At 36.6% G+C, this 22,847-nt stretch carries 24 protein-coding genes; 13 read left to right on the top strand and 11 right to left on the bottom strand.

Annotated elements, in window-relative coordinates:
* Nucleotides 1-65: 65 nt before the first annotated feature.
* Together B5488_RS04720 and B5488_RS04715 are read left to right on the top strand one after the other, a co-directional pair.
* Nucleotides 66-263 carry a hypothetical protein gene (locus B5488_RS04720; RefSeq protein ID WP_079734213.1) on the top strand — a complete coding sequence of 66 codons (198 nt, stop codon included), beginning with the start codon at nt 66-68 and terminating at the stop codon, nt 261-263.
* A complete protein-coding gene (locus tag B5488_RS04715) occupies nt 263-808 on the top strand; it encodes a Smr/MutS family protein (protein WP_079734212.1) in 546 nt (181 codons plus the stop codon). Before B5488_RS04720 ends, B5488_RS04715 begins: the two co-directional genes overlap by 1 nt.
* Here B5488_RS04715 and B5488_RS04710 read toward each other — a convergent pair.
* The gene (locus tag B5488_RS04710) at nt 805-1,860 is read right to left on the bottom strand and encodes a hypothetical protein (RefSeq protein WP_106197138.1); all 1,056 of its coding nucleotides are present in this window, start codon (nt 1,858-1,860) and stop codon (nt 805-807) included. The genes B5488_RS04715 and B5488_RS04710 overlap by 4 nt on opposite strands.
* Before the next feature lie 99 nt (nt 1,861-1,959).
* On the opposite strand from B5488_RS04710, the gene B5488_RS04705 reads away from it, so the two are divergent.
* The 3 genes from B5488_RS04705 to mtaB all read left to right on the top strand — a co-directional run bounded on the left by B5488_RS04705 (nt 1,960) and on the right by mtaB (nt 5,273).
* The gene (locus B5488_RS04705; protein ID WP_079734210.1) at nt 1,960-3,108 is read left to right on the top strand and encodes a cysteine desulfurase family protein; all 1,149 of its coding nucleotides are present in this window, start codon (nt 1,960-1,962) and stop codon (nt 3,106-3,108) included.
* A 99-nt stretch (nt 3,109-3,207) separates the two neighbouring features.
* Nucleotides 3,208-3,657, top strand: coding sequence for an OsmC family protein (locus B5488_RS04700; protein ID WP_079734209.1), 450 nt, complete (start codon nt 3,208-3,210; stop codon nt 3,655-3,657).
* A gap of 284 nt (nt 3,658-3,941) precedes the next feature.
* The gene (gene mtaB / locus B5488_RS04695; protein ID WP_079734208.1) at nt 3,942-5,273 is read left to right on the top strand and encodes a tRNA (N(6)-L-threonylcarbamoyladenosine(37)-C(2))-methylthiotransferase MtaB; all 1,332 of its coding nucleotides are present in this window, start codon (nt 3,942-3,944) and stop codon (nt 5,271-5,273) included.
* Here mtaB and B5488_RS04690 read toward each other — a convergent pair.
* A complete protein-coding gene (locus B5488_RS04690) occupies nt 5,270-5,572 on the bottom strand; it encodes a GNAT family N-acetyltransferase (RefSeq protein WP_079734207.1) in 303 nt (100 codons plus the stop codon). The genes mtaB and B5488_RS04690 overlap by 4 nt on opposite strands.
* Before the next feature lie 361 nt (nt 5,573-5,933).
* Between B5488_RS04690 and B5488_RS04680 the strand changes: the two genes are divergently transcribed.
* Genes B5488_RS04680 through cls form a run of 3 tightly spaced genes read left to right on the top strand, consistent with a single transcriptional unit; the run spans nt 5,934 to nt 9,060 of the window.
* Complete coding sequence (locus B5488_RS04680; protein WP_079734205.1) at nt 5,934-6,635, top strand: alpha/beta fold hydrolase; 702 nt, start codon at nt 5,934-5,936, stop codon at nt 6,633-6,635.
* Between the two features lies 1 nt (nt 6,636).
* Nucleotides 6,637-7,596 carry a lytic transglycosylase domain-containing protein gene (locus tag B5488_RS04675; protein WP_079734204.1) on the top strand — a complete coding sequence of 320 codons (960 nt, stop codon included), beginning with the start codon at nt 6,637-6,639 and terminating at the stop codon, nt 7,594-7,596.
* Entirely contained in the window at nt 7,597-9,060 is a 1,464-nt protein-coding gene (cls, locus tag B5488_RS04670) for a cardiolipin synthase (RefSeq protein ID WP_079734203.1), read from the top strand.
* On the opposite strand, the gene B5488_RS04665 is transcribed toward cls, so the two are convergent.
* A complete protein-coding gene (locus tag B5488_RS04665) occupies nt 9,061-9,774 on the bottom strand; it encodes a TlpA family protein disulfide reductase (protein WP_079734202.1) in 714 nt (237 codons plus the stop codon).
* 139 nt (nt 9,775-9,913) lie between these two features.
* A complete protein-coding gene (locus B5488_RS04660) occupies nt 9,914-10,429 on the bottom strand; it encodes a hypothetical protein (protein WP_079734201.1) in 516 nt (171 codons plus the stop codon).
* Nucleotides 10,430-10,582: 153 nt separating this feature from the next.
* Between B5488_RS04660 and rpmH the strand changes: the two genes are divergently transcribed.
* The 3 genes from rpmH (at nt 10,583) to B5488_RS04645 (ending at nt 14,318) form a co-directional block, all read left to right on the top strand.
* Nucleotides 10,583-10,741 carry a 50S ribosomal protein L34 gene (rpmH, locus tag B5488_RS04655; RefSeq protein ID WP_075327124.1) on the top strand — a complete coding sequence of 53 codons (159 nt, stop codon included), beginning with the start codon at nt 10,583-10,585 and terminating at the stop codon, nt 10,739-10,741.
* Nucleotides 10,742-10,850: 109 nt separating this feature from the next.
* Nucleotides 10,851-13,703: a carbamoyl-phosphate synthase large subunit gene (gene carB, locus B5488_RS04650; protein WP_079734200.1), complete on the top strand. Its 2,853-nt coding sequence runs from the start codon at nt 10,851-10,853 to the stop codon at nt 13,701-13,703.
* A 222-nt stretch (nt 13,704-13,925) separates the two neighbouring features.
* A complete protein-coding gene (locus B5488_RS04645) occupies nt 13,926-14,318 on the top strand; it encodes a DUF423 domain-containing protein (RefSeq protein WP_079734199.1) in 393 nt (130 codons plus the stop codon).
* Nucleotides 14,319-14,506: 188 nt separating this feature from the next.
* Here B5488_RS04645 and B5488_RS04640 read toward each other — a convergent pair whose 3' ends face one another.
* From B5488_RS04640 to B5488_RS04615, 6 genes are all read right to left on the bottom strand, one after another.
* Nucleotides 14,507-15,481, bottom strand: coding sequence for a bile acid:sodium symporter family protein (locus B5488_RS04640; protein WP_079734198.1), 975 nt, complete (start codon nt 15,479-15,481; stop codon nt 14,507-14,509).
* 3 nt (nt 15,482-15,484) lie between these two features.
* The gene (locus B5488_RS04635; protein ID WP_079734197.1) at nt 15,485-16,027 is read right to left on the bottom strand and encodes an acyl-CoA thioesterase; all 543 of its coding nucleotides are present in this window, start codon (nt 16,025-16,027) and stop codon (nt 15,485-15,487) included.
* Between the two features lie 3 nt (nt 16,028-16,030).
* Nucleotides 16,031-16,399, bottom strand: a complete 369-nt coding sequence (locus tag B5488_RS04630) for a 6-phosphogluconate dehydrogenase (protein WP_079734196.1) — start codon at nt 16,397-16,399, stop codon at nt 16,031-16,033.
* Between the two features lie 4 nt (nt 16,400-16,403).
* Nucleotides 16,404-17,546, bottom strand: a complete 1,143-nt coding sequence (locus B5488_RS04625; protein ID WP_079734195.1) for a serine hydrolase domain-containing protein — start codon at nt 17,544-17,546, stop codon at nt 16,404-16,406.
* 79 nt (nt 17,547-17,625) lie between these two features.
* Nucleotides 17,626-19,026, bottom strand: coding sequence for a DNA recombination protein RmuC (gene rmuC, locus B5488_RS04620; protein WP_079734194.1), 1,401 nt, complete (start codon nt 19,024-19,026; stop codon nt 17,626-17,628).
* 83 nt (nt 19,027-19,109) lie between these two features.
* Nucleotides 19,110-20,090 (bottom strand): endo alpha-1,4 polygalactosaminidase, encoded by a 981-nt coding sequence (locus B5488_RS04615; protein WP_079734193.1) that lies wholly within the window; start codon nt 20,088-20,090, stop codon nt 19,110-19,112.
* Between the two features lie 175 nt (nt 20,091-20,265).
* On the opposite strand from B5488_RS04615, the gene pelF reads away from it, so the two are divergent.
* Entirely contained in the window at nt 20,266-21,402 is a 1,137-nt protein-coding gene (gene pelF / locus B5488_RS04610) for a GT4 family glycosyltransferase PelF (protein ID WP_231919807.1), read from the top strand.
* Here the strand turns inward: pelF and B5488_RS04605 are convergent.
* Nucleotides 21,392-22,387: an IS1595 family transposase gene (locus tag B5488_RS04605; protein ID WP_079733415.1), complete on the bottom strand. Its 996-nt coding sequence runs from the start codon at nt 22,385-22,387 to the stop codon at nt 21,392-21,394. The two genes, pelF and B5488_RS04605, sit on opposite strands and share 11 nt — an antisense overlap.
* A 63-nt stretch (nt 22,388-22,450) precedes the next feature.
* Here B5488_RS04605 and B5488_RS04600 point away from each other — a divergent pair, with 63 nt between their 5' ends.
* Complete coding sequence (locus B5488_RS04600; RefSeq protein WP_262507354.1) at nt 22,451-22,846, top strand: glycosyltransferase; 396 nt, start codon at nt 22,451-22,453, stop codon at nt 22,844-22,846.
* Nucleotide 22,847: the final 1 nt, after the last annotated feature.

The raw sequence follows: 22,847 nt of genomic DNA, 5'->3' as shown, positions 1-22,847 counted from the left end.
CTTTGCAGAAAATACAAGAACCGTTATTTTAAAGATTTTACAAATAAGGGATAACAGGTAAAAAAATGAATAATTCTCAGATAATAAATACAATTTTAATAGTAGTAGGAGGTGCACTTTTAATCTATGCGATTGCTGCTGAAAATGCTCACGCTTATTTTAAAATTGGAGGACTCATAGTTATTATGCTCGGGCTCTACCGGGCTACAAATTTTTGGGTGGCTACCAAAGATGATCATAAAGAAGAAGAAGATAAGGAATAATGGAGCTAAAAAAAGGGGATAAAGTCGCGGTTTTAGATGATGTGCTGGAAGGTTTTGTAATAAAAACCGAAGCCGGCACCGTTTATATTGAAACTACCGATGGTTTTGAAATGGAATTTTCTGCAGCGGAATTAGTGAAAATTGAAACTCCTATTGAAGCTTTGTCTGATGATGTTGATTTTGAAAAAGTTTTAGCTGAAAAAAAGTTACCCCCAAAACCCAAATCACAACGCATAAAACCTAAAGAAAGGAATCTGCCTCCAATGGAAGTAGATTTGCATATTGAAAAACTTACCACTTCTTCCCGCGGAATGAGCAATTATGATATGCTTAATCTTCAAATGGAAACAGCCAAAAGGCAAATAGAATTCGCGATGAGAAAACGAATTCAAAAAATTGTGTTTATTCACGGGGTAGGCGAGGGCGTTCTTAAAGCCGAACTGGATTTTTTATTGGGGCGCTACGACAATCTTAAATTTTACGATGCCGATTACCAAAAATATGGTCTCGGTGCTACTGAAGTCTATTTCTTTCAGAATGTTTAATCTGTATTATTTTCTTCTTCACCATTTCCGTCATCACCTTCTTCCTCTTCATTTTCCAGTTGAAGGTTAGTAAATTGCTGAAAAGGAATTCTTGTAACATCTAACCTTCCCAGGATATAAGAATCAAACCGAATATCTTCTCCGCTTCCATCCTGTCTAATTAAATTAAAATTTTTAATTTCAATGGTAGATCTGTAACTCCTTGTAATATGATGATCTAACTGAAGATCGTGTTCAAAATTGGGATCAAAAACATTTTCATTTAAATAATTTGGGAATCCATCTACTTCAGCCGTGTTTATAGGACTTAGAAAGGCATCGTTATTTTCGTCAATAGCTCTTTGTACATCATCGGGGTCAATTTCGTGGCGGGTTAAAACTCCATCATTATCGTCGTCAGGCTCCAGGTAATCTGGTATTCCATCTGTATCTGTATCTAAATAACCGTCTTCTGTAGCATCATCATCGGGGCCGGCAACTCTTTCAATGGCTGTTGGCACATTATCATTATCATCATCAATGTCTAAATAATCGGGGATACCATCCCCATCAGTATCCAGATGATCGCCATCGGGATCGTAACCCTCTTTACCATTTGGTACGCCATCCCCATCGGCGTCCGCATCCAGGCTTATATCATTAAACCTGGTTCTGATTATTGCAACTCCGCCCGCAGAAACATATTCTTCTAAAACCCGTGGAGATCCTGGAGGCACTCCCTTGCAAAAATATTCCCCTCCTGTAATTTCCCCATCATAAATTCTATAAACCAGGCGATTATCTTCTCCCGAGAGATTAATTACTATTGAATCATTTACTTCCAGTGTTAAAATTTTCTGCGTAAGCGTATCATTTAAACTATTATCCTTTAATTCCAGAGACATAGATTCATAAACATCTTCATTGTTTACGGCCCAAAGCACTTTCTTACCATCAATTTCACATAAAGTTAGATCACTATTTTCTAAATCGAAACTGGTGACAGTTATATCCCCGTCGTCACAGGAATAAAGGGCAAAAGAGAAAAATAAAGCTGCAAGGATCTTTTTCATAGGTGTGGGAATATATTCAAACTGAAACAAAAATAGCGGAATTCAGGATTTTTAGGGCAGGTTCTTTTAAATAATTTTATTTCGCTTAATTTTGCAGCGATGAAAAATGTATACCTCGATTCTGCCGCAACCACGCAAATGCGTGATGAAGTTATAACCCGAATGACCTCTGTAATGAAAGAGGTTTATGGGAACCCTTCTTCTACCCATTCTTTTGGAAGATCTGCGAAGTCGCTTGTAGAGCAGGCCCGCAAAACCGTTGCCGGTTATTTAAATGTAAAAGCTTCAGAAATAATATTTACTTCTGGCGGGACCGAAGCCGATAACCTGGCTTTAAATTCGGCTGTACGCGATCTTGGAGTTAAGCGAATTATCACTTCAAAAATAGAGCATCACGCGGTTTTATATACCGTAGAGCAGCTCCAGGATTGTTTTGATGTTGAGGTGAATTATGTAGACCTGGATTCCTGCGGAAATATAAAAGAATCGCATTTAGAGGAATTGCTGAAAGCTTCAGATAAAAAAACACTGGTAAGCCTGATGCACGTAAATAATGAAATTGGCAATAAATTGGATATTAAAGATGTCGGAAAACTTTGCAAAGAACATGGCGCTTTATTTCATTCCGACTGTGTGCAATCGGTAGGGCATTATGATTTAGATTTTAGTGAAATTCCGGTAGATTTTACTGCGGTGAGTGCCCATAAATTCCACGGTCCAAAAGGCGTTGGATTCGCTTTTATAAGAAAAAACAGCGGATTAAAACCACTTATTTTTGGAGGAGAGCAGGAGCGTGGCCATCGCGCCGGTACCGAAGGTGTTCATAATATTGTTGGCCTGGAAGAAGCTTTAAAACTGTCTTTAGATAATTTAGCCGAAGAAAAAGCCTATATAAGTGACCTAAAAGCTCATTTCATCAAAAAATTAAAAGCTGAAATTCCCGGGGTGAAATTCAACGGTGATTGTGTCGATGCTACAAAAAGTACCTATACTTTGGTAAATGTATGTTTGCCGGTACCTGCCGATAAAGCATTAATGTTATTGTTTCAATTAGATTTAAAAGGAATTGCCTGTTCTAAGGGAAGCGCCTGCCAAAGTGGAAGCGATAAAGGTTCTCACGTTTTAAATGCATTTTTAGAAGAAGAAGACCTTAAAAAACCATCGGTGCGTTTTTCATTTTCCAGGTATAATACTCAAGAAGAACTGGATTATGTAGTCAATACCCTAAAAGAATTTATTGAATCTTAAATTCTTTTCCTGAAGCTGACCTGAATCATATTTTTTAGTTTTTAATCGCTGTTTCTTTGTAAAGAAAATACCTCATTTGGGTTTAAAAGATATAAAGTTATGGCAGAAAAACACGAATACCAGGTAGATCTTACCTGGTTAGAAGACCGAAAAGGAGAAGTTAGCTCCCCTGAATTAACCGATACTATTGAAACAGCAACCCCACCGGACTTTCCTAAAGGGATGCCTAACATCTGGTCTCCGGAACATTTTCTGGTTGCCGCGGTAGAAAGCTGTTTAATGACGACTTTTCTGGCGATTGCTGAAAATTCTAAACTGGATTTTATCTCTTTTAAATCTAAAGCAATTGGAAAACTGGATAAGGTTGAAGGAAAATTTCAAATGACAGAGATCGTTTTAAAACCAGTATTAGAAATCACGGACGAAAATAATGCCGAAAGGGCAAAACGCATCATAGAAAAGAGTGAAAAAGCCTGCTTGATCTCAAATTCTATAAAAACCAAAATTATTCTTGAGCCTGAGATTGTAATTGCTTCTGTAGGCGTATAGTGATTTTTTATTCATTGTAAGCGAGGAATGCGCGGAGCAATCTTTTGTTTTTGAAGTATTTTGTTGACCACGTCACCCTGAACTGGTTTCAGAGCCTGCTCCGAATTTATTCGGAGGTCTAAGCTGTTTGAAGCTGGAAGCATATTCAGAATAAAACATTTTCATTTCTAAACCCGTAGGATTTCTTTGGAAACATCAACAAAACAATGTTTTCCTAAAACAATTATTGTTGGTATCTTTGCAGCCCTAAAAATCGTTTAACTTCTACAGAAACAGGCAGGTGTATGAATAATAAGAAGGTCGCATTTTATACCTTGGGTTGTAAGCTCAATTTTTCAGAAACTTCTACAATTGCAAGATCTTTTAAAGAGGAAGGTTTTGAACGCGTAGAATTTACTGAATCTGCCGATATTTATGTAATCAATACCTGTTCGGTTACTGAAAACGCCGATAAACGTTTTAAAACCATCGTAAAACAAGCGCAAAAAGTAAACGAAGATGCGTTTGTAATTGCGGTGGGTTGCTATGCGCAATTGAAACCGGAAGAGCTTGCCGATGTTAATGGGGTGGATCTGGTACTAGGTGCAACTGAAAAATTTAAAATCACCGATTACCTTAACGATCTTACTAAAAACGATCTTGGGGAAGTACATTCGTGTGAAATTGACGAAGCCGATTTTTATGTAGGTGCATATTCTATTGGAGATAGAACCCGCGCATTTCTGAAAGTTCAGGATGGTTGTGATTATAAATGTACTTATTGTACCATTCCGTTGGCACGTGGAATTTCCCGTAGCGATAAACTGGATAATGTTTTAAATAATGCTGCTGAAATTTCAGCAAAAGGAATTAAGGAAATTGTGCTTACCGGCGTAAATATTGGGGATTACGGAAAAGGAGAATTCGGTAATAAAAAGCATGAACATACTTTTCTTGACCTGGTAAAGGCTTTAGATGAGGTAGATGGGATTGAGCGATTAAGAATTTCATCTATTGAACCGAATTTACTCAAAAATGAAACTATTGATTTTGTGGCACAAAGCAATACGTTTGTGCCTCATTTTCATATCCCATTACAAAGCGGAAGTGACGATTTACTAAAATTGATGAAGCGTCGATATATGAGTTCGCTTTATACCAATAGGGTTGAGCAAATCAAGGACGTGATGCCAAACGCCTGTATTGGTGTGGATGTTATTGTTGGTTTTCCCGGCGAAACTGAAGAACGTTTCCTGGAAACCTATAATTACTTAAACCAATTAGATATTTCTTACCTGCACGTTTTTACGTATTCCGAAAGAGACAATACTCCCGCCGCAGAAATGGAGGGTGTGGTTCCTACTAAAGTGAGGAAAAAACGAAGCAAAATGCTGCGTGGTCTTTCAGCTAAAAAGAGAAGGGCATTTTATGAAAGTCAGTTAGGAAATACCTGTACCGTACTTTTTGAAGGTGAAAACAAAGAAGGTTATATCCACGGCTTTACAGAAAACTATGTAAAGGTGAAAGCACCCTGGAATCCGGCATTGGTGAATACTCTGCATCAAATTGAATTAACTTCAATAGATGAAGATGGCATGGTTAGGTTTGAATTCGCTTTAGAAAAAGTAGCGGTTTAAATATTAATTCCTACCGGTAACAAGTCTTTGTACTTTCTTCTGTTCTTTCGTATAAATTTAGCAACATCGGGGCTGGTAGGCATTACACGTGTATTTCGCTCTTTAATTTCTTCTAAAACAGCTTCAATAAAAACATCCATATAGCCTTGTTCTTTAAGAGCTTCAGGCATAAAAACTTTGGTTAAGAAGATTTTTCGTTCCTGTTGAGCGTATTCTATGGTGGCAAGTTGTTGATTTATAGTTGTTTCAAACTGTCTTAAAAACTCATTATCGGTAATTATAATTTCTTCGGCATTCATCATTTCTCTATTTTCTGTTATAAACCATTAAGTCAGCAAAATTAGTCGCAATTTGCGAAAATCTTCAGCTGGAATATTTTTTGGATGGTTAGTGTAAAGGTAGGTAAATAAAGCCTTTAAAGCTGAATTATTAACAGCAAACAATAAAATTACAGGCTTTAAAAAATTCTCCATTATTTTTAATCTTTCAATTGTGAAAGCCAAATAAATAGCAGTAATTTTGAAGTGAAAACTACCCAGAGACAAGCTTTGGGAGTATTTAAATGAAACATTCGAATATAATAGTTAGAATATTTCAAAATTCACTTCTTACGTAAATTTACGGCATTAAGCCAATGTTAAGTGTTATATACTTGTTAAAATGACTGAAGAAAACCAGTTGATTCATGTTTATTTTATGCCTGGTATGGCTGCTAATTCTTCCATTTTTGAGTTTATAAAACTCCCCGAAGATCGTTTTAAAATCCATTTTTTAGAATGGATGATTCCTAAAAAAGATGAAAGTCTAAAAAATTACGCCGGCCGCATGAATAAATATGTAGAGCACGATAACGCGGTATTAATTGGAGTTTCTTTTGGCGGGATTATTGTTCAGGAAATGGCAAAGAGTCTTAAGCTTAAAAGGCTTATTATAATTTCTAGTGTAAAATGCAGGGAAGAGTTGCCAAGGCGCATGCGCTATGCCGCGAGTACCGGCTTGTTTAAACTAATTCCCACCAGTTTACTGGATTATGTAGATCATTTTGAAAAAATTGCGGTAGGAGATTTTATAAAAAAAAGAGCAAAACTTTACCGGCAATATCTTTCGGTTAGGAATCAGCGTTATTTAGATTGGGCTATAGAAAATATGGTTTTATGGAATTGCGCAAAAGCTCAAAAAGGTATTGTTCATATTCACGGCGATAAAGATGAGATTTTTCCTATAAAATATATTCCGGAATGTATTACGGTAAAAGGCGGGACTCATATAATGATTTTGAATCGTTACCGTTGGTTTAATAAGTACCTTCCTGAAATAATCCTTTCAGGAAAAATTGAAGAGAAAAATAAAAAATTGAATTAATATGAAAATTTTAAAAACTGCATTAGTTATAGTGGGACTTTTCACTATTGTGTTTGTAAGTATACAAGCTGCCCAACAGTCTCCGGAAACCGGAAGCGAAAATAGCAATGAATCTGCTGAAGCTAATCAAAAAGAGCGGCCGGTAAAAGATTATAATATCTACGCCCTCCCAATGCCCGAAAATATAAACTTTGCGGGAGAAGAAGTGCCTATAAACGATCCTGATATTTATGAAAGGATGGATAGGGAATTGCTGGTAAATACCTACTGGCAATCTAACGCTTTGCTTTTAATAAAGCGTGCCAATCAATATTTCCCAATCATAGAACCTATTCTGAAGGAAGAAGGCGTGCCAGACGATTTTAAATACCTGGCTGTAATTGAAAGCGGATTAACCCAGGCAGTTTCTCCCGCAGGAGCCAAAGGTTTTTGGCAAATTATGGAAGGCACAGGTAAAGATTATGGTTTGGAAATAAACGGAAACGTAGACGAGCGTTACCATATTGAAAAATCTACCAGAGTAGCAGCCGATTATCTGAAAAAATCTAAGGAGAAATTTGGAACCTGGACGATGGCCGCTGCAGCCTATAATGCCGGTAACAGGGGTGTTGAAAGACAATTGGATCGCCAAAAAGTAGATAATTATTACGAATTATTGCTGGGAGAAGAAACCGGAAGATATATGTTTAGAATTTTAGCGCTAAAAGAAATTTTAAGCAATCCTGAAGAATACGGATTCAATTTTGAAGAAAAACATCTTTATAAGCATATTCCAACCAGAACAGTAAAGGTTGATACTGTGGTTAAAGATTTCGCCGATTTTGCACATCAGTTCGATATCAATTATAAGATTCTAAAAATTCATAATCCCTGGCTTAGGGAAGCACATTTAAATAATGCTTCCAGAAAGGAATACGAGATTAAGATTCCTGAAGAAAATACTTATACCGCCGTAAAGTAAATGAATGTTTTTCTGGATAATTTTTGGTGGGTTCTTTTATCTGTCAATTTTTTAATCGTTTTTATAACGGCCGGTTACGAATTAATGCATTTCAGGGAGCCTGTAAAAAGTATCTCTCTAATATTTGCACTTTTTGTATTGCCGGTTATAGGCCTGCTGGTCTATTACTTTTTTGCCCAGGAATTTAGAAAAAGTAAGTTATTTAATAGAAAAAAGCTTTACGACCAAAAGATTATACAACATTGGGAAGATAAACTTATCCTGAAAGATCAGGATCTTATAGATTTAGACCAGGACTGCATAGCGCAAAAGATAAAACTAGTTCATTTACTTCAGAATAATCAAAAGAAGCCGGTTACTTTTAAAAATAAAGCCAGTGTCCTTATAAATGGCGAAAATAAGTTCTCAGCCTTATTTAATGACATTAAGAAAGCCCAGCACCATATTCACATTGAATATTATATTTTTAATAGCGGTAGAATAGGCAACCGACTTATCTTATTGCTATGTGAGAAAGCTGAAGAAGGGGTGAAAATAAGGGTAAGTTATGATTATGTAGCAAGCCGACTTTCTTCTAAAGCGGTAAAGAAAATGAAATCCTGTGGGATTGAAATTTTTCCTTTTATGCCGGTTTGGTTTCCCAATCTAACCCGTAAATTAAATTACCGAAACCATAGAAAAATGGCAATTATAGACGGTAATATAGGTTTTATTGGGGGAATTAATATTTGTGATGAATATGTGAATTTTGAAGAAAATCCAAAAGAAAAACTTTTTTGGCGAGACACGCATTTAAGAATTGAAGGCCACGCGGTAAAATCTTTACAGGCGCAATTTCTGCTCAATTTTAATTTTATTAGCGGAAAGGAATTAAAAGTTGAGGACGAGTTTTTTCCGAAGATTGATATACCTCAGAGAACAGCGGTTCAAATTGCTGCCAGCGGTCCCGATACCGATTGGCAGAATATTATGGAAGCCATTCTAACCGCCATAAACACAGCCGATAAATATATTTATATTACTACACCCTATTTTATCCCAAACAATCAAATTCTTACCGCATTATGTATGGCAAGTAGAATAGGAGTGGAGGTTAAAATTATTATTCCTGAAAAAGGAGATTCGGTAATTGCTCGTTATGCTACTAATTCATATATCGAAAAATTATTAGAATCTGGAGTGCAGGTTTTTCATTATCATAAAGGGATGGTTCATGCTAAAACTATGGTGGTAGACGGGGTGTTAACGAGTATTGGCTCCTGTAATCTTGATAATCGCAGTTTTGATATCAACTTTGAGATCAATGCTTTTTTATATGATAAAGAGGTTGCTGAAGAAATGACCGAGGTCTACAAAAATGACCTTAAAGAGACTACCAAATTAACTATCGAGGAATGGATGCAACGGCCGGCATTAGAAAAAATAAGGGAAGCTTTGGCAAGGCTATGGGCACCTTTACTCTAATTAATCAGGAGCAATGGCACTCCATTTTACCGGTTCCTTATTTTTAGAATTTCCGATAAGGTTATTGGTAATCGCCGAATTAATCGCCTCGTAATTAAGCTCAAAAGATTTTTCTTTAGATAAATTATAGGGATAAAAAATACTTCTTTTAATATCCATAATTTCGCGGTCCCCGGCAATTAAATAACAAGTTGGTAAACCTAAAGAATGTTTCAGGTTTTCTACTACATAAGAATGGTTGTTCCTGGTTTCATCTACATATAATACATTAATATGCGAATTGAATTGCTTAGAAAGTTTCCTGGCGGTTTCTTTTTTATCCCAAAACAGGATTACAAAATCAATTTTATCCCGGTATTTATCGGCAAGTTCGTTTAGCGCAGGTATTTCGCCTTTTCCCGGAATGCACCATGAAGCATAGGTTAGTAAATAAACAGGCTTTTTATAATCGTATAAGGCAACTTCTTTTTCTTTTAGATTTAGAAATTTAAAATTATCTATATAAGTTCCTTTAAGTTTAGTGGTAACGAAGTTTTCAAATAACCTGTCGGCTTCCTCAAACTGCCGGTGCCTGTAGGCGGCTTTTGCTTCTTGGTTATATTTGGGCAAATGCATAACAAGTGCGTCAGAGAAATAAAGCTTATCGCTTTTCTCTGTCTGGGCCTGAATATTTAAGCCGAAAATTATAAAAAAGAGGAGTAAAAGTCTCTTCATGCACTTTGTTCTGTTAAGTTAAAACAAAGATACTTCGGAAGAAACTAGCACTGAAATATTATCGCTGAAGGGTCAATATTTTGGCTAAAAGTTGCGGAAAAATTAAAGAAAGCTGAAATTAACTAAATTTATCTAAATATTAGATTTTTTTCATTTGTTGCTTCATCATCTTAATCTGGTCTTTAAGCATGCCGTGCTTATCCAGTTTTTTAGCTTCAGCAAGTAAATTGGTAGCTTCTCTTTTTCGACGTTTAGTCATCGAGATTCCGGCAAGGTTAAGTTTGGCCATTGCCAAATCCTGATCCATTGCGAGGCCTAATTTAATGGCGCGTTTAAAGAACTTTTCAGCCTGGGTAATATTGGTTTGTGAAACCATAAGGCCGTGCAAGTACCAATAGTAACCCTGTTGTTTTTGTGTAAGGGCAGTTTCCGGATTTTTAATTCGGTCTAGCCATTTTTTTGCTCCGGGGAAATCTTGTTTTCTAAGTCTTAGAAAAGCAAGCAATATCATTTCGTTTTTAAAATACAGGAACACAAAAATTAAAGAAAGTAGAACGAACATGATACCATTACCAATGTTTCCTTCTACAAACTGCCAAATGGCAAGGCCTAATACAGCTCCTGCTAAAACTAACTTGATATTCTTATTAAACATAAATGCATTTATTTAGGAAGCGGCAAAGGTAAGAAAAACAATTAAAAATAATTTAAATTACCTCTTGTAATAGTTAAAAAGCTTTGTATATTTGCACGCAGTTTTACAGAGAGCTATAAAAACGATTATTCAGAAGATTTAAAGATATTTAAAATGAAAAGAACGTTTCAACCATCCAAGAGAAAAAGAAAGAACAAGCACGGTTTTCGAGAAAGAATGGCTAGTGCAAACGGAAGAAAAGTCCTCGCCAGAAGAAGGGCTAAAGGAAGAAAGAAAATATCTGTCTCTTCTGAAAACAGACATAAGCACTAATGAGAATTAGGTTTTAAAATATTTAAAGGTGTTACTTTTTTAGTAACGCCTTTTTTTATATCCAATCGCTTCCTTACTTTTATGTTTAATATGCTACAATCCTGATAAAATGCCCAAAAACAACAACCTTAAAAGTATCCTTATTATTGGCTCAGGACCTATTATTATAGGCCAGGCCTGCGAATTTGATTATGCCGGAACTCAATCCTTACGTTCTTTACGTGAAGATGGGATAGAAACTATCCTGCTCAATTCCAATCCGGCAACGATAATGACAGATCCGTCTATGGCAGATCACGTCTACCTGAAACCTTTAACCACAAAATCTATTGTAGAAATTCTAAAAGCGCATCCCAATATAGATGCTGTTCTACCAACAATGGGTGGTCAAACTGCTTTAAATCTCTGTATAGAAGCCGATGAAAAGGGGATTTGGGAAGATTTCGGAATCAAATTAATAGGAGTAGATATAGACGCCATTAATATTACCGAAGATCGCGAGAAGTTTAAACAACTTATGGGGAGAATAGGTATTCCCGTAGCTCCCGCAAAAACAGTGACTTCTTACCTTCAGGGAAAAGAAGTTGCCCAGGAGTTTGGTTTTCCTTTAGTAATTAGAGCTTCTTTTACTTTAGGCGGAAGTGGAGCTTCGTTTGTACACGGCCCCGAAGAATTTGACGAGAAGCTTACTTATGGTTTAGAAGCTTCGCCAATTCACGAGGTATTAATCGATAAAGCCCTTTTAGGCTGGAAAGAGTATGAGTTAGAACTTCTAAGAGATAAGAACGATAATGTGGTAATTATTTGTTCTATAGAGAATATGGATCCTATGGGAATCCATACCGGGGATTCAATTACGGTAGCGCCTGCAATGACTTTAAGCGACACTACTTACCAGCGTATGCGTGATATGGCCATAAAAATGATGCGCAATATTGGCGATTTTGCCGGTGGATGTAATGTGCAGTTTGCCGTAAGTCCAGACGAAAAAGAAGATATTATAGCGATAGAAATTAACCCAAGGGTTTCCAGATCTTCAGCTTTGGCCTCTAAAGCAACAGGATATCCAATTGCGAAAATTGCAACAAAACTGGCAATTGGTTATAATTTAGATGAACTTGAAAACCAGATTACTAAATCTACTTCAGCGTTATTCGAACCAACTTTAGATTATGTGATCGTTAAAATTCCGCGTTGGAATTTCGATAAATTTGAAGGTGCAGATCGCACTTTAGGCCTGCAAATGAAATCTGTAGGAGAAGTGATGGGAATTGGACGTTCGTTCCAGGAAGCACTTCATAAAGCCACACAATCTCTTGAAATTAAAAGAAACGGACTTGGAGCTGACGGAAAAAGCCATACCAAGTACGACGAAATTATAGAAAAACTTACCTATGCCAGCTGGGACCGTGTATTTGTGATCTATGATGCGATACAGGCGGGAATTCCGCTAAGTCGCATCCACGAGATCACTAAAATAGATATGTGGTTCTTAAGGCAATACGAAGAACTTTACGCTTTAGATGTAGAGATTTCTAAATTTGATAAAGAGTCCCTGCCTAAAGATTTGTTGCTAGAAGCAAAACAAAAAGGTTTTGCCGATAGACAAATAGCGCATATGCTGGATTGTTTAGAAAGTGAAGTTTACAACAAACGTGTAGATTTAGGAATAAATAGGGTTTACAAACTTGTGGATACCTGTGCGGCTGAATTTAAAGCTGAAACTCCTTATTATTATTCCACTTTTGAAGCCGAAATTGAAACTCCAGATGGAAAACGTTACGTAGATAACGAAAGCAAAGTGAGCGAGAAGAAAAAGATTGTAGTTCTTGGTTCAGGTCCAAATAGAATAGGCCAGGGAATTGAGTTTGATTACAGTTGTGTTCACGGTGTTCTTGCCGCTTCAGAATGTGGTTATGAAACTATAATGATTAACTGTAATCCTGAAACGGTTTCAACCGATTTTGATATTGCCGATAAACTTTATTTCGAACCGGTTTTCTGGGAACATATTTATGATATAATTCGCCACGAAAAACCGGAAGGTGTGATCGTTCAGCTTGGTGGGCAAACCGCCCTGAAATTAGCTGAAAAATTAGACCGCTACGGAATTAAAATTATGGGAACCAGTTACGAAGCTTTAGATCTTGCAGAAGATCGCGGAAGTTTTTCAAAATTGCTTCAGGCCAACGACATTCCTTATCCTGAATTTGGAACCGCTGAAACAGCAGAGGAAGCACTGGCTCTTGCCGATGAGCTTGATTTTCCGATCCTGGTAAGACCTTCTTATGTATTGGGTGGCCAGGGAATGAAGATCGTGATCAATAAAGATGAGCTTGAAGAAACCGTGGTAGATTTACTTCGAAAAATTCCGAATAATAAATTATTGCTGGATCACTACTTAGATGGCGCCATAGAAGCTGAAGCTGATGCGATTTGTGATGGTGAAGATGTTCATATTATAGGAATTATGGAGCATATTGAACCTTGTGGAATCCACTCAGGTGATTCTAACGCGGTGCTTCCACCATTTAACCTTGGAGACCTTGTGATGCAGCAAATTAAAGATCATACCCATAAAATCGCTCTAGCGCTTAACACAGTTGGATTAATCAATATTCAGTTCGCGATAAAAGATGATATGGTTTATATCATTGAAGCCAATCCAAGGGCATCCAGAACGGTGCCGTTTATCGCTAAGGCTTATAAAGAACCTTATGTAAATTACGCGACCAAAGTAATGCTGGGACATAAAAAGGTGAAAGATTTTAACTTTAATCCGCAATTGGATGGTTACGCCATAAAACAACCTGTATTTTCTTTCAATAAGTTCCATAAAGTGAACAAGCAACTTGGGCCCGAAATGAAGAGTACAGGAGAAAGTATCCTTTTTATAGATAGTCTTAAAGATGATGCCTTCTACGATCTTTATAGTAGGAGGAAGATGTATTTGAGTAAATAAGAATTGAATTTAGAAAAGTGAGGCTGGTAAAGTACGTCAAGCTGAACTTGTTTCAGCTTCTAACATGTTTTAGTCTATCAATATCTTAGATTCTGAAATAAATTCAGAATGACGCTTATATTACTTTTTTAGAAACCTAATAAACTAAAAAGCCTGCAAGGTTTTAATCCTTGTAGGTTTTTTAATTTGGCAATTAATCTTACAGAATTTATATAAAAATATATGAAGGAACTTGTCCTTATAATCGGGGGAATTTACGGCACACTTGCTGTAGTTTTTGGTGCTTTTGGAGCACACGCTTTAAAGAAACGTTTTTCTGAAGAACAGCTAAAAAGCTTTGAAACGGGAGTGAAATACCAAATGTATCACGCGATTATGCTTATTATCTCCGGAATTGTTTTTCCGTTTATTGGGATCTCGCAGCAGCTAATTGCCTGGTTTTTTATAATTGGGATTTTTTTGTTTTCCTTTAGTATTTATGGTCTTACTCTTAGCGATTCCGCAGGAAAAAAGATTAAGATTTTGGGGCCAGTAACTCCTCTTGGCGGACTTTTACTTATTCTGGGTTGGATCTTTTTTACGATCAATATTACTGAAATCGCACTTTACTTATAAAATTGGCTTCACCCTGGACTTGTTTCAGAGCTTGCTCCGAAATTTGTTCGGAGGTTTAATTTAAGTAAATCTTTGCCTCATGTTAGATTCCCGAAAACAATTCGGGATAAAGTCTGAACCAAGTTACCATTGATGTATTTTTATTCGGAAATCGAGATTTAAATAATACTGAAATTGCAACTTATTATCTATAAGGCTTTTTCTGAAGTTTCAATTTGCAAAACCCGCTTTCTATATTTTTCCGCATAAAAAGCGATCAGTATTAATTGCAGCGAGTGATAGATCATAATGGGTAGAAGTAGAAGCCCGGTGTTTGCTGAATTTCCAAAGATTACTTTTACCATTACAGAGCCGTGAACCAGGGATTTTTTAGTTCCGCAAAACTGTGCAGTGATTTTGTCTTTTAGGTTGAATCCTAAAAAATTACAAAGCAATCCAAGTCCAAAGTAAACCACGACAAATAGTAAAATAACTATACCAGTAAGCTTAAGTAAATCGACTGTTTCTACATTTCCAAATATATTGGAGGTGAATGAGTTACTAAAGCTTGAGTAAACAATTAGTATAATAGTTGTTTTATCTAATAAGCCCAATTTTTTACTGTGTTTTCTTGCTAAATCCCCAAGAAATTTCTGCAGAAATAATCCAAGAATTAACGGGATAATTATTTGCCAGCAAAGCTTTATAAGCACGTCTAAAAATTCAAAATCGGCGCTTCCACTTAAGAAGAAACTCAACCAAATTGGCGTCGCAAAAATTCCGATTAAACCTGAAAGACTTGCATTGAAAATAGCGGTTGGCAAATTTCCTTTTGCCAGTGAAACCATTACAATAGAAGAAGAAACGGTAGAGGGCAGCGTCCCCAGAAAAAACAGCGCAATCCAAAGATCTGAATTTGTACCTGTTTCAAACAGCGGTAAACAAAGAAGCGTCAATAAAGGAAAAACCACAAAGGTGGTTAGCTGAATTACGATATGAGTTTTGTAATTCAGAAATCCCAATTTGAATTCAGCTGGAGATAATTTTAACCCGTAGAAAAAGAAAATAAAACCAATCCCAATATCGGTAATGGTTTTAAGCGGAAAAAGCACTATTCCTTCAGGAAATAGATAGGCGATAATTATCGCTACAAAAATTGCCGCTATAAATCCGTTGAACTTCAATTTTTACTGCTCTATTTTAACCTTATATTTTTCCAGTAAATGCACATATTCTTTTGAAGAAAAATCGGTCTCGTGGAATTCCTGTTTACGATTCAGCTTCATTTTATTACGTTTTATGCTCTTTGCAAACCTCCGAATATCGTGCTCGTTGGTGAGAATTAAGCCGGGAACCTGCAGTGATTTTCCATCTTCGGTTTTGGCTACCATCGTAAAATAAGAAGAATTACAGTGTTTTACCTCGCCGGTCCTAATATTTTCGGCTTCCACTCGAATCCCAATCACCATAGAACTATTGCCAACGTAATTAACCGAAGCCTTCATAGTAACCAATTCGCCAATTTCTATAGGTTTCAGGAAATCTACAGTATCTACACTGGCAGTAACGCAATAGGCACCAGAATGTTTAGAGGCGCAGGCAAATGCAATGCGGTCCATAAGGGAGAGCACGTAGCCCCCGTGAATTTTTCCGTTGAAATTTGAATGGGAAGGCAACATTAATTCTGAAATGTCTACCTGTGAATCTTTTACGTGTTTAAATTTGGTCATAAATTATCTATCTCTAAAATGAGGGGATTCGGCTTGCTCTACTTCGGTTATAAAATATTTGGTATCGCCCCAAAAGAAAAAAGTTGCGTAACGCTCAACATATTTAAGCCTAACGTAATTGCCTTCGTTCTCCTGCAGCGCTTCAATTTCTTCTTGATTGCTGTCTAAAACTGAAAATTGAAAGATCTGGGCGCCACTAATTCCCTGGCTTATTTCTCCTTCCCAGGTTTTCGAAATCACACCTTTTTTACTGAATTTTATGAGTTCGCCACTTCTTGTACCCTCACTATAAGGCACAAAATAGATAAAAGCAAACCAGGCCAGAAAAAGCAAAACTATTGCTCCCAAAATGCCAAAAAGTGTTTTTTTCATAATTTTAATTATAAATTTTCTGAACGAATTCTTCTATTTTAGAAGGTTCCAGCCAGCGGGTTACAATTACCAGGTTTTCTTTACGATCTACAATAATAAAATTTCCGCCGAAACCAGCCGCATAAAATATGTTTTTATCTACGTTTTTCCATTGTCTCGGTCCATCGGCATTTAACCACCACATATATCCATAATTAGGATTAGTGGCTGAAGGCTGTACCGCCTCTTCAATAAGATTTTCCGCAATTAATTGTTCTCCGTTCCAATTTCCGTTATTCATAAAGAGCAATCCAAAACGCGCCATATCTTCGGTATTGATGAACATTCCGCCCCCGGAATGCCCGCCACCACTAACCGACTGCATTTTGAAACCGTCTATGGTAGTCCAGGAATTATCATATCCAAACCAACGCCAGCTCGATGAAGCGTTAATTGGGCTCATAATTTCTTCTTTTAAAACCGTGGGAAGCGGTTTTCTAAAAACATTGAGTAAAGAATAGGCGAGCACATTTACCCGAACATCGTTGTATTTAAAGTGTGTTCCGGGTTCGTGGAGGTCACGATTCTTCCAATCGTCTATTCCTTCTTCGTGTGAGGGCCTGTCAGCCCAATCGTAAGAACCCCATAGTTCTCCGCTCCAATCAGAGTTTTGCTCCAATAAATGTTTCCAGGTGATTTTTGAGTTATGTTCACCTTCAAAAGTATCGTCCCAAATATAATTGATTACGGGATCTTCAACATCAACGATCAGATTTTTGTCTAAAGCGAGCAGGGCAGTGGTAGAAAGAAAACTTTTAGTGACGCTAAAGGTCATATCTACACGTTTGATGTCGCCCCATTGCGCAACAAGGTAGCCATCTTTTAAGATCATTCCTGCCGGGCCGCCACGTCGTTTTGTTGGCCCTAAGATTTCGTGATAAGGTTCGTGTTGAAAGCCTTTTAAAATTGCCTGTCGTAGATCTTTAGATTCTGAATATTCATTAGCTTCCGCAAACTCAATTGCTTTTGAAAAATCTAAATTGAAAGATTTTGGATCTTTTTCTTCCCAGGTTCCGGTTTCAGGAAAATAAATATCCTGCGCTGAAATATTTAGTATAGAAAAGCTGAAAACTAAAAAGCTTACGAATGACTTTGTAGTGATTTTCATATTATTTGATGGTTTTATTTTCTTCAATGTATTAGAAATAAACCTACAAGGTTTTCAAAATCTAGCAGGATAGTGATTATTATACATTATTATCTTCAATTTCTTCCTCATCCATAACCGATAGCATTTTAGGATCTATTTGTTTACTGGCCTTAGCACCAAGTTTTTTAAGTTTTTCTACACGCCGGAGTAAATTTCCTTTTCCGGTGAGTTTTTTCATCGCGCCTTCGTAAGAATTTTGAACAGTTCCCAGCTGCCTTCCAATTTTAGTCAATTCTTCGGTTAAAGCGGAAAACGAATCGTATAAAGCGCCGGCCTGGGTCGCGATGGCAATGGCGTTTTGCTTTTGTTTTTCGTTTTGCCACATACTGTCTATGGTCTTGAGTACTGCAAGCAGGGTAGTGGGTGTAACGATAATTATATTTTTATCAAAAGCTTCAGAATACAACCCCGGATATTCGTTTGATGCCACTGCAAACGCAGCTTCAATAGGGATAAAAAGCAAGACGAAATCGGGGCTTTCCATCTGGTATAACTGGTGGTAATTCTTACTGCCAAGTTCGTTCACACGATTTCGAATAGCGCTAAGATGATTTTTTAAATGTTGTTGTCTTTCATTCTCTTCGGTTTCATTGCTGAAGCGTTCGTAGGCGTTCAAAGAAACTTTAGAATCTACAATCATTTTTTTATCACCTGGAAGATTGATTACCACATCGGGTAAAACTCTTTTTCCTTCGGCATTGGTAAAACTTTGCTGCACGCTGTATTCGCTGCCTTTTTGGAGTCCGCTGCGTTCTAAGACCCGTTCCAGGATCATTTCGCCCCAATTGCCCTGCGTTTTTGTATCGCCTTTAAGCGCTTTGGTGAGATTGGTGGCTTCCTTGCTCATTTGTTGGTTAAGCTCTTTTAAACCAATAATTTGCTGTCGCAGCATCGCGTGACGATCTATACTTTCTTTATTCCCTTCTTCAATTCGTTTTTCAAAATGCAGAATTTTTTCCTGTAAAGGATTTAATATATTCTGAATGTTTTCTTTATTCTGAAGGGTGAATTTCTCAGATTTTTGTTCTAAAATTTTATTGGCCAGGTTTTCAAATTCTTTTTCAAATTTTCGCTGAAGTTGTTCCACTTCGGTTTTTTGCTCCTTATTTCTAAGCTCTAAATTTTCAAATTCGGCATTGCGGCGGGTGAGTTCTGTATTTAAAAAATCTTTCTCTCTTCGAATTTCTTCACGTTCTTTTTCGAGTTTTTCAGTTTGTAAGTGAAGTGTATTTTTATAATCTGATAATTCAGTTTTGTAATTTTCTAAATTACTATTTATATGACTCTTAAGATCTTCAATTTGAAGTGATAATTGATTGTTTTTTTCTTCGAGAATAGCTTCTTTATTTTTACTTTTTAATCCTGAAATTAGTTTTCCAAAGTAAAGTCCGAGCAAGAGTGCAAGAAAAATGAAAGCAAAGAGTAAATAATCGTTCATTGAGAAACAGGAGTTTTCCCAAAGATACTTATTTGCCCGAATTGTTTTAAAATTTGGAGCTTAGATTAGTGTAGAATTAAAAATTATTCCTGGGCTTCAAAATACTGATAACCGTCTATAATATCAAGGTAAACTCCGTCAAAACCGGCATCGATTATTTTAGTGAGGTAAGCGCTTTCGTTTCCGTAGATCATTTTCTTCCAATTCCCTTTCCAGTATTCTACCTTAAAATTTCCTTCCCACTCGGGATTTTCTTCAACAAGCCAATTTGGGTAATTAGAACTCCATTTGTCTTCCCAGTAGAAACGGTAATCTTCGGCTTCACCAATAGACATATAGGATATGACTAAGCGGTCGCCACCATTTTTTTTCTTCTTTAATTTTTTAATGTCTTCAGCAGTAAATGCTTCGTTATTATAGAAAAGATCCATAATAATAAGGTCATAATTGGTGAAAGCAAGTTCAGCAATTAGATCTTGTTTGTTAGAATATTCAGCGTAATTCAATAGGTATAAGAAGTTTTTAGCTTCAGCAAGAGCGTTTATATCTTCATTATTTTCATTAAAAACCGGGTATGCAGGAATTTTATCCAGGTCCCGCCGTGGCGCTGCGAAAGATGTATACTTGTTTTCCTCACTAAGCCGGTAAGAATTCTTCATGAGTTTGAAACTAGAACAATAATCTGTTACCAATACTTGCTTGCCATGGTTTTTTGCCAGATCAAGGTATTTCCTTAGGTAGGTATTATCTGCCTTAGGAGTGATTTTGTTTATTTTAGGGAGACCATAGAAAAGATCTTCCTGGCCTACAGCATCTATAGCGTTTAAATAATCTAAAGCAGGAATTTTTTGAGAATTACATTCTTTGGAAACAAGCTGAACGCCGTTTTGTGGAATAACTATGAAGTTAGGATTTTCAGCTTTTGCAGTTTCACTTATTTCAATAACAAACTCCCGCATTTCCTGGCGGTAATCAATATTCTTATTTGCCTCCTGAGCCGAGTGTTCGTCGCAGGAAAACAATAAGCAGCATAGTATATGGGTCCCTATTTTCAGGAAGTTCATAGCAATGTGATGATTTCGAGCAAAGATAAGTTAAATTAGATTCAATAAATTACGCTTTATAGTAGGATTGTTATTCTATTTAAACAATTTATAATTTTGGTTTATATTTAAAATTTGGGACACCATTTTTTTAAGTAATTGATTTTTAACATATTTTTGGCCCAAAACATTATTAATGGCGAAACCATCTGTATTGCTTATTTTAGAAGGCACCTATCCTTTTAATGGAGGTGGCGTTTCTACCTGGGCACATATTCTATGTAACAGGGTTAGCAATGTAGACTTTAAACTATATTCTATAAACGCTTCTTTTGAGAAGGAATATAAGTATAAACTAAGCGATAATATTAGCGAGGTGATACAGGTACCACTTTGGACACCAGATGAGCCTTATGATTATATAAGTTACGGCGAAGAATATTATAAAACCGTGGCAAAAAAGGAGTGGACCAATGATGAAGTGGTAGCTCAAAAGTTTATTCCTATTTTTAAAAGTTTACTGGAGTTTATTTATAGCGATGATCGTGATATAGAAGATCTGGATATAATTTTTCACCAACTCTGGTTTTATTTTGAAGATTATGATTACAAAGAAACCATTAGAAATGAACAGGTTTGGCAAACTTACCGCGATACCCTCGCCAAATTTATTATTGGAGAGCGTAACCCTGATGCATCTTTAATAGATATTACCATTGGATTACGATGGATTTACAGGTTTTTAATACCTCTAGCCATTGTAAATATTCCAAAGGTAGATGTATCTCATTTAACCCTTAGCGGTTTCCCGGTAATCCCTGCACTTATTGCGAATTACAAGTATGGCACCCCAATTATCTTAACAGAACATGGGGTTTTTATAAGGGAAAGGTTGTTGGCCATTAATAATTCAGAATATCCATATTTTTTAAAGAGTTTACTTATTAGGTTTTCTGAAGCCATTGCACGCTTAGTTTACCACAAGGCAGAGGTAATTATTTCGGTAAATAAATTCAATCAAAAATGGGAAAAATGGTATGGAGCAGATCCAAAGAAATTCAGAATAATTTATAATGGTATTGATCCCAAAGTCTTTAAACCAGGACCTAAACCTGCACATTTAAAAGATATTCCTACTGTAGTTGCTTTGGCGAGAATCTTTGAATTAAAAGATATTCTCACCATGATTAGATCTTGTGCAGTAGTTAAAAAAAACATTCCAGAAGTGCAATATCTGGTCTATGGTGATGATGATGCCGTCCCCGAATATACCAAAGGATGTCTTGAACTTATTACTGAATTAGGATTACAAAACAATTTGGCTAAGTTCTAATTAGCATATTGAATAGTTGTTGTTTGTACTCGTACCATGCGCTATTTGAAGCAAAGGCAATGGCTGTAACTGTTGCCATTTTACTGGTTGAGTTCTTGATTTTTTCAAGTACCAAGAACCAATTCAAGTAATTCTGTAAGTATTTTGTAGCTACCCCATTGAAAGAATCCATGAACTTTCTCAATCTCATATCCATATTGTTTACATTCTGGACATGGTACACCTTATCTACGGTTCGCTGTCCCTTTGAGGTGTTGAACTTTTTATGGGCAATTGTGTTGGCTTTTGCAAAAGCACCATAACTTCTATGGCTGTCGCTGCAGAGTACGTCAGCTTTATCAAGTTTCCCTTTAAGTATTCTATTCAGATCCTCTTTACTGATACGACCTCTTGTGGCCACTTTAAAGTCTTTGTTTCCAGATCTATCACAAGTTGCCACTACAGCTACTTTTTCATCACTTATGCCTGCTTTGCTTGCTTTTTCTCCTCGCATTTTCGGTTTTCTACCTAAATGACGTCCTCCTTTTTCTGAGTAGGCAAAGAACAGGTCATCGCTTTCGACTATGCCCTGAAACTCTTCTACCGAAACACTGGAAAATGACGTGAGCAATTTATGTCTCCAATCAAAGGACGTTTGAATTGATATCTCCGTCTCTTCTGCACTTTTCCTGATACTGTAGCCCGACAACAAACAGTATAAATACCGATTTAACTTCTCTTTCTTTTTTATATTATACCAAAACTTACCTGTGGTCTCACTGAAATTCTTCTTACAGCCATTGCAAACATAGCGTTGAACGCCTTTGAGCTTGCCATTGGCACGAACACGCTTTTCTGAGCAATGAGGACAGGTAACTGCTTTTGCCTCGTTGCTGTCCTTTACTTCACTTTCTTGCAAAGACAATGATAGCAACGAAGCCACTATCTCTTGTTGAACAGTCGCTGGACTATTAACGAAAAAATCCCTGAAATCTGAAGGTATCATATCTATATAGTTTTACACAAATATAAGACATATTCATCTTAGAACAAAGCTAACAATTTTAAACTGATGGGCCCAAGGAGTAACCCGCAAGAAGTTTTCTTAGAAGGAGATATTTCTATTCTAACTTCTATTTCTGAAGGATTTCCATATACCGTTATTGAGTCTATGGGTTGTGGTATTCCCGTAGTTTCTACCGATGTAGGCGGAGTTAAAGAAGCGCTTGACGATAGCTGCGGATTTACCTGTAAACCAAAAGATGCCGAAGAAATTGGCCACAATGTCTTAAAATTGCTTTTAAATGAAGATTTAAGGAAGAGTATGGGAAGAAATGCCCGGGAACGAGTGCTTAATAACTTTACCTTATCTAAGTTTATTGGTGAATATGAAGCAATTTATGATGATATTGTAAAAATACCGAAGACCCAAAAGAAACTTACCAAGATTGAAGATTTTTCCTAAA

The organism is Salegentibacter salegens, assembly GCF_900142975.1.
In the GTDB taxonomy this organism is placed as follows: domain Bacteria; phylum Bacteroidota; class Bacteroidia; order Flavobacteriales; family Flavobacteriaceae; genus Salegentibacter; species Salegentibacter salegens.
The sequence above is the reverse complement of the archived record's forward strand: the minus strand, read 5'-3'. Positions and strand labels throughout refer to the sequence as shown.

Bases quoted from the DNA above. Each gene is read 5' to 3' on its own strand.
- B5488_RS04720 (WP_079734213.1), top strand. From the start codon at position 66: ATGAATAATTCTCAGATAATAAATACAATTTTAATAGTAGTAGGAGGT.
- B5488_RS04715 (WP_079734212.1), top strand. From the start codon at position 263: ATGGAGCTAAAAAAAGGGGATAAAGTCGCGGTTTTAGATGATGTGCTG.
- B5488_RS04710 (WP_106197138.1), bottom strand. From the start codon at position 1,860: ATGAAAAAGATCCTTGCAGCTTTATTTTTCTCTTTTGCCCTTTATTCC.
- B5488_RS04705 (WP_079734210.1), top strand. From the start codon at position 1,960: ATGAAAAATGTATACCTCGATTCTGCCGCAACCACGCAAATGCGTGAT.
- B5488_RS04700 (WP_079734209.1), top strand. From the start codon at position 3,208: ATGGCAGAAAAACACGAATACCAGGTAGATCTTACCTGGTTAGAAGAC.
- mtaB (WP_079734208.1), top strand. From the start codon at position 3,942: ATGAATAATAAGAAGGTCGCATTTTATACCTTGGGTTGTAAGCTCAAT.
- B5488_RS04690 (WP_079734207.1), bottom strand. From the start codon at position 5,572: ATGAATGCCGAAGAAATTATAATTACCGATAATGAGTTTTTAAGACAG.
- B5488_RS04680 (WP_079734205.1), top strand. From the start codon at position 5,934: ATGACTGAAGAAAACCAGTTGATTCATGTTTATTTTATGCCTGGTATG.
- B5488_RS04675 (WP_079734204.1), top strand. From the start codon at position 6,637: ATGAAAATTTTAAAAACTGCATTAGTTATAGTGGGACTTTTCACTATT.
- cls (WP_079734203.1), top strand. From the start codon at position 7,597: ATGAATGTTTTTCTGGATAATTTTTGGTGGGTTCTTTTATCTGTCAAT.
- B5488_RS04665 (WP_079734202.1), bottom strand. From the start codon at position 9,774: ATGAAGAGACTTTTACTCCTCTTTTTTATAATTTTCGGCTTAAATATT.
- B5488_RS04660 (WP_079734201.1), bottom strand. From the start codon at position 10,429: ATGTTTAATAAGAATATCAAGTTAGTTTTAGCAGGAGCTGTATTAGGC.
- rpmH (WP_075327124.1), top strand. From the start codon at position 10,583: ATGAAAAGAACGTTTCAACCATCCAAGAGAAAAAGAAAGAACAAGCAC.
- carB (WP_079734200.1), top strand. From the start codon at position 10,851: ATGCCCAAAAACAACAACCTTAAAAGTATCCTTATTATTGGCTCAGGA.
- B5488_RS04645 (WP_079734199.1), top strand. From the start codon at position 13,926: ATGAAGGAACTTGTCCTTATAATCGGGGGAATTTACGGCACACTTGCT.
- B5488_RS04635 (WP_079734197.1), bottom strand. From the start codon at position 16,027: ATGACCAAATTTAAACACGTAAAAGATTCACAGGTAGACATTTCAGAA.
- B5488_RS04630 (WP_079734196.1), bottom strand. From the start codon at position 16,399: ATGAAAAAAACACTTTTTGGCATTTTGGGAGCAATAGTTTTGCTTTTT.
- B5488_RS04625 (WP_079734195.1), bottom strand. From the start codon at position 17,546: ATGAAAATCACTACAAAGTCATTCGTAAGCTTTTTAGTTTTCAGCTTT.
- rmuC (WP_079734194.1), bottom strand. From the start codon at position 19,026: ATGAACGATTATTTACTCTTTGCTTTCATTTTTCTTGCACTCTTGCTC.
- B5488_RS04615 (WP_079734193.1), bottom strand. From the start codon at position 20,090: ATGAACTTCCTGAAAATAGGGACCCATATACTATGCTGCTTATTGTTT.
- pelF (WP_231919807.1), top strand. From the start codon at position 20,266: ATGGCGAAACCATCTGTATTGCTTATTTTAGAAGGCACCTATCCTTTT.
- B5488_RS04605 (WP_079733415.1), bottom strand. From the start codon at position 22,387: ATGATACCTTCAGATTTCAGGGATTTTTTCGTTAATAGTCCAGCGACT.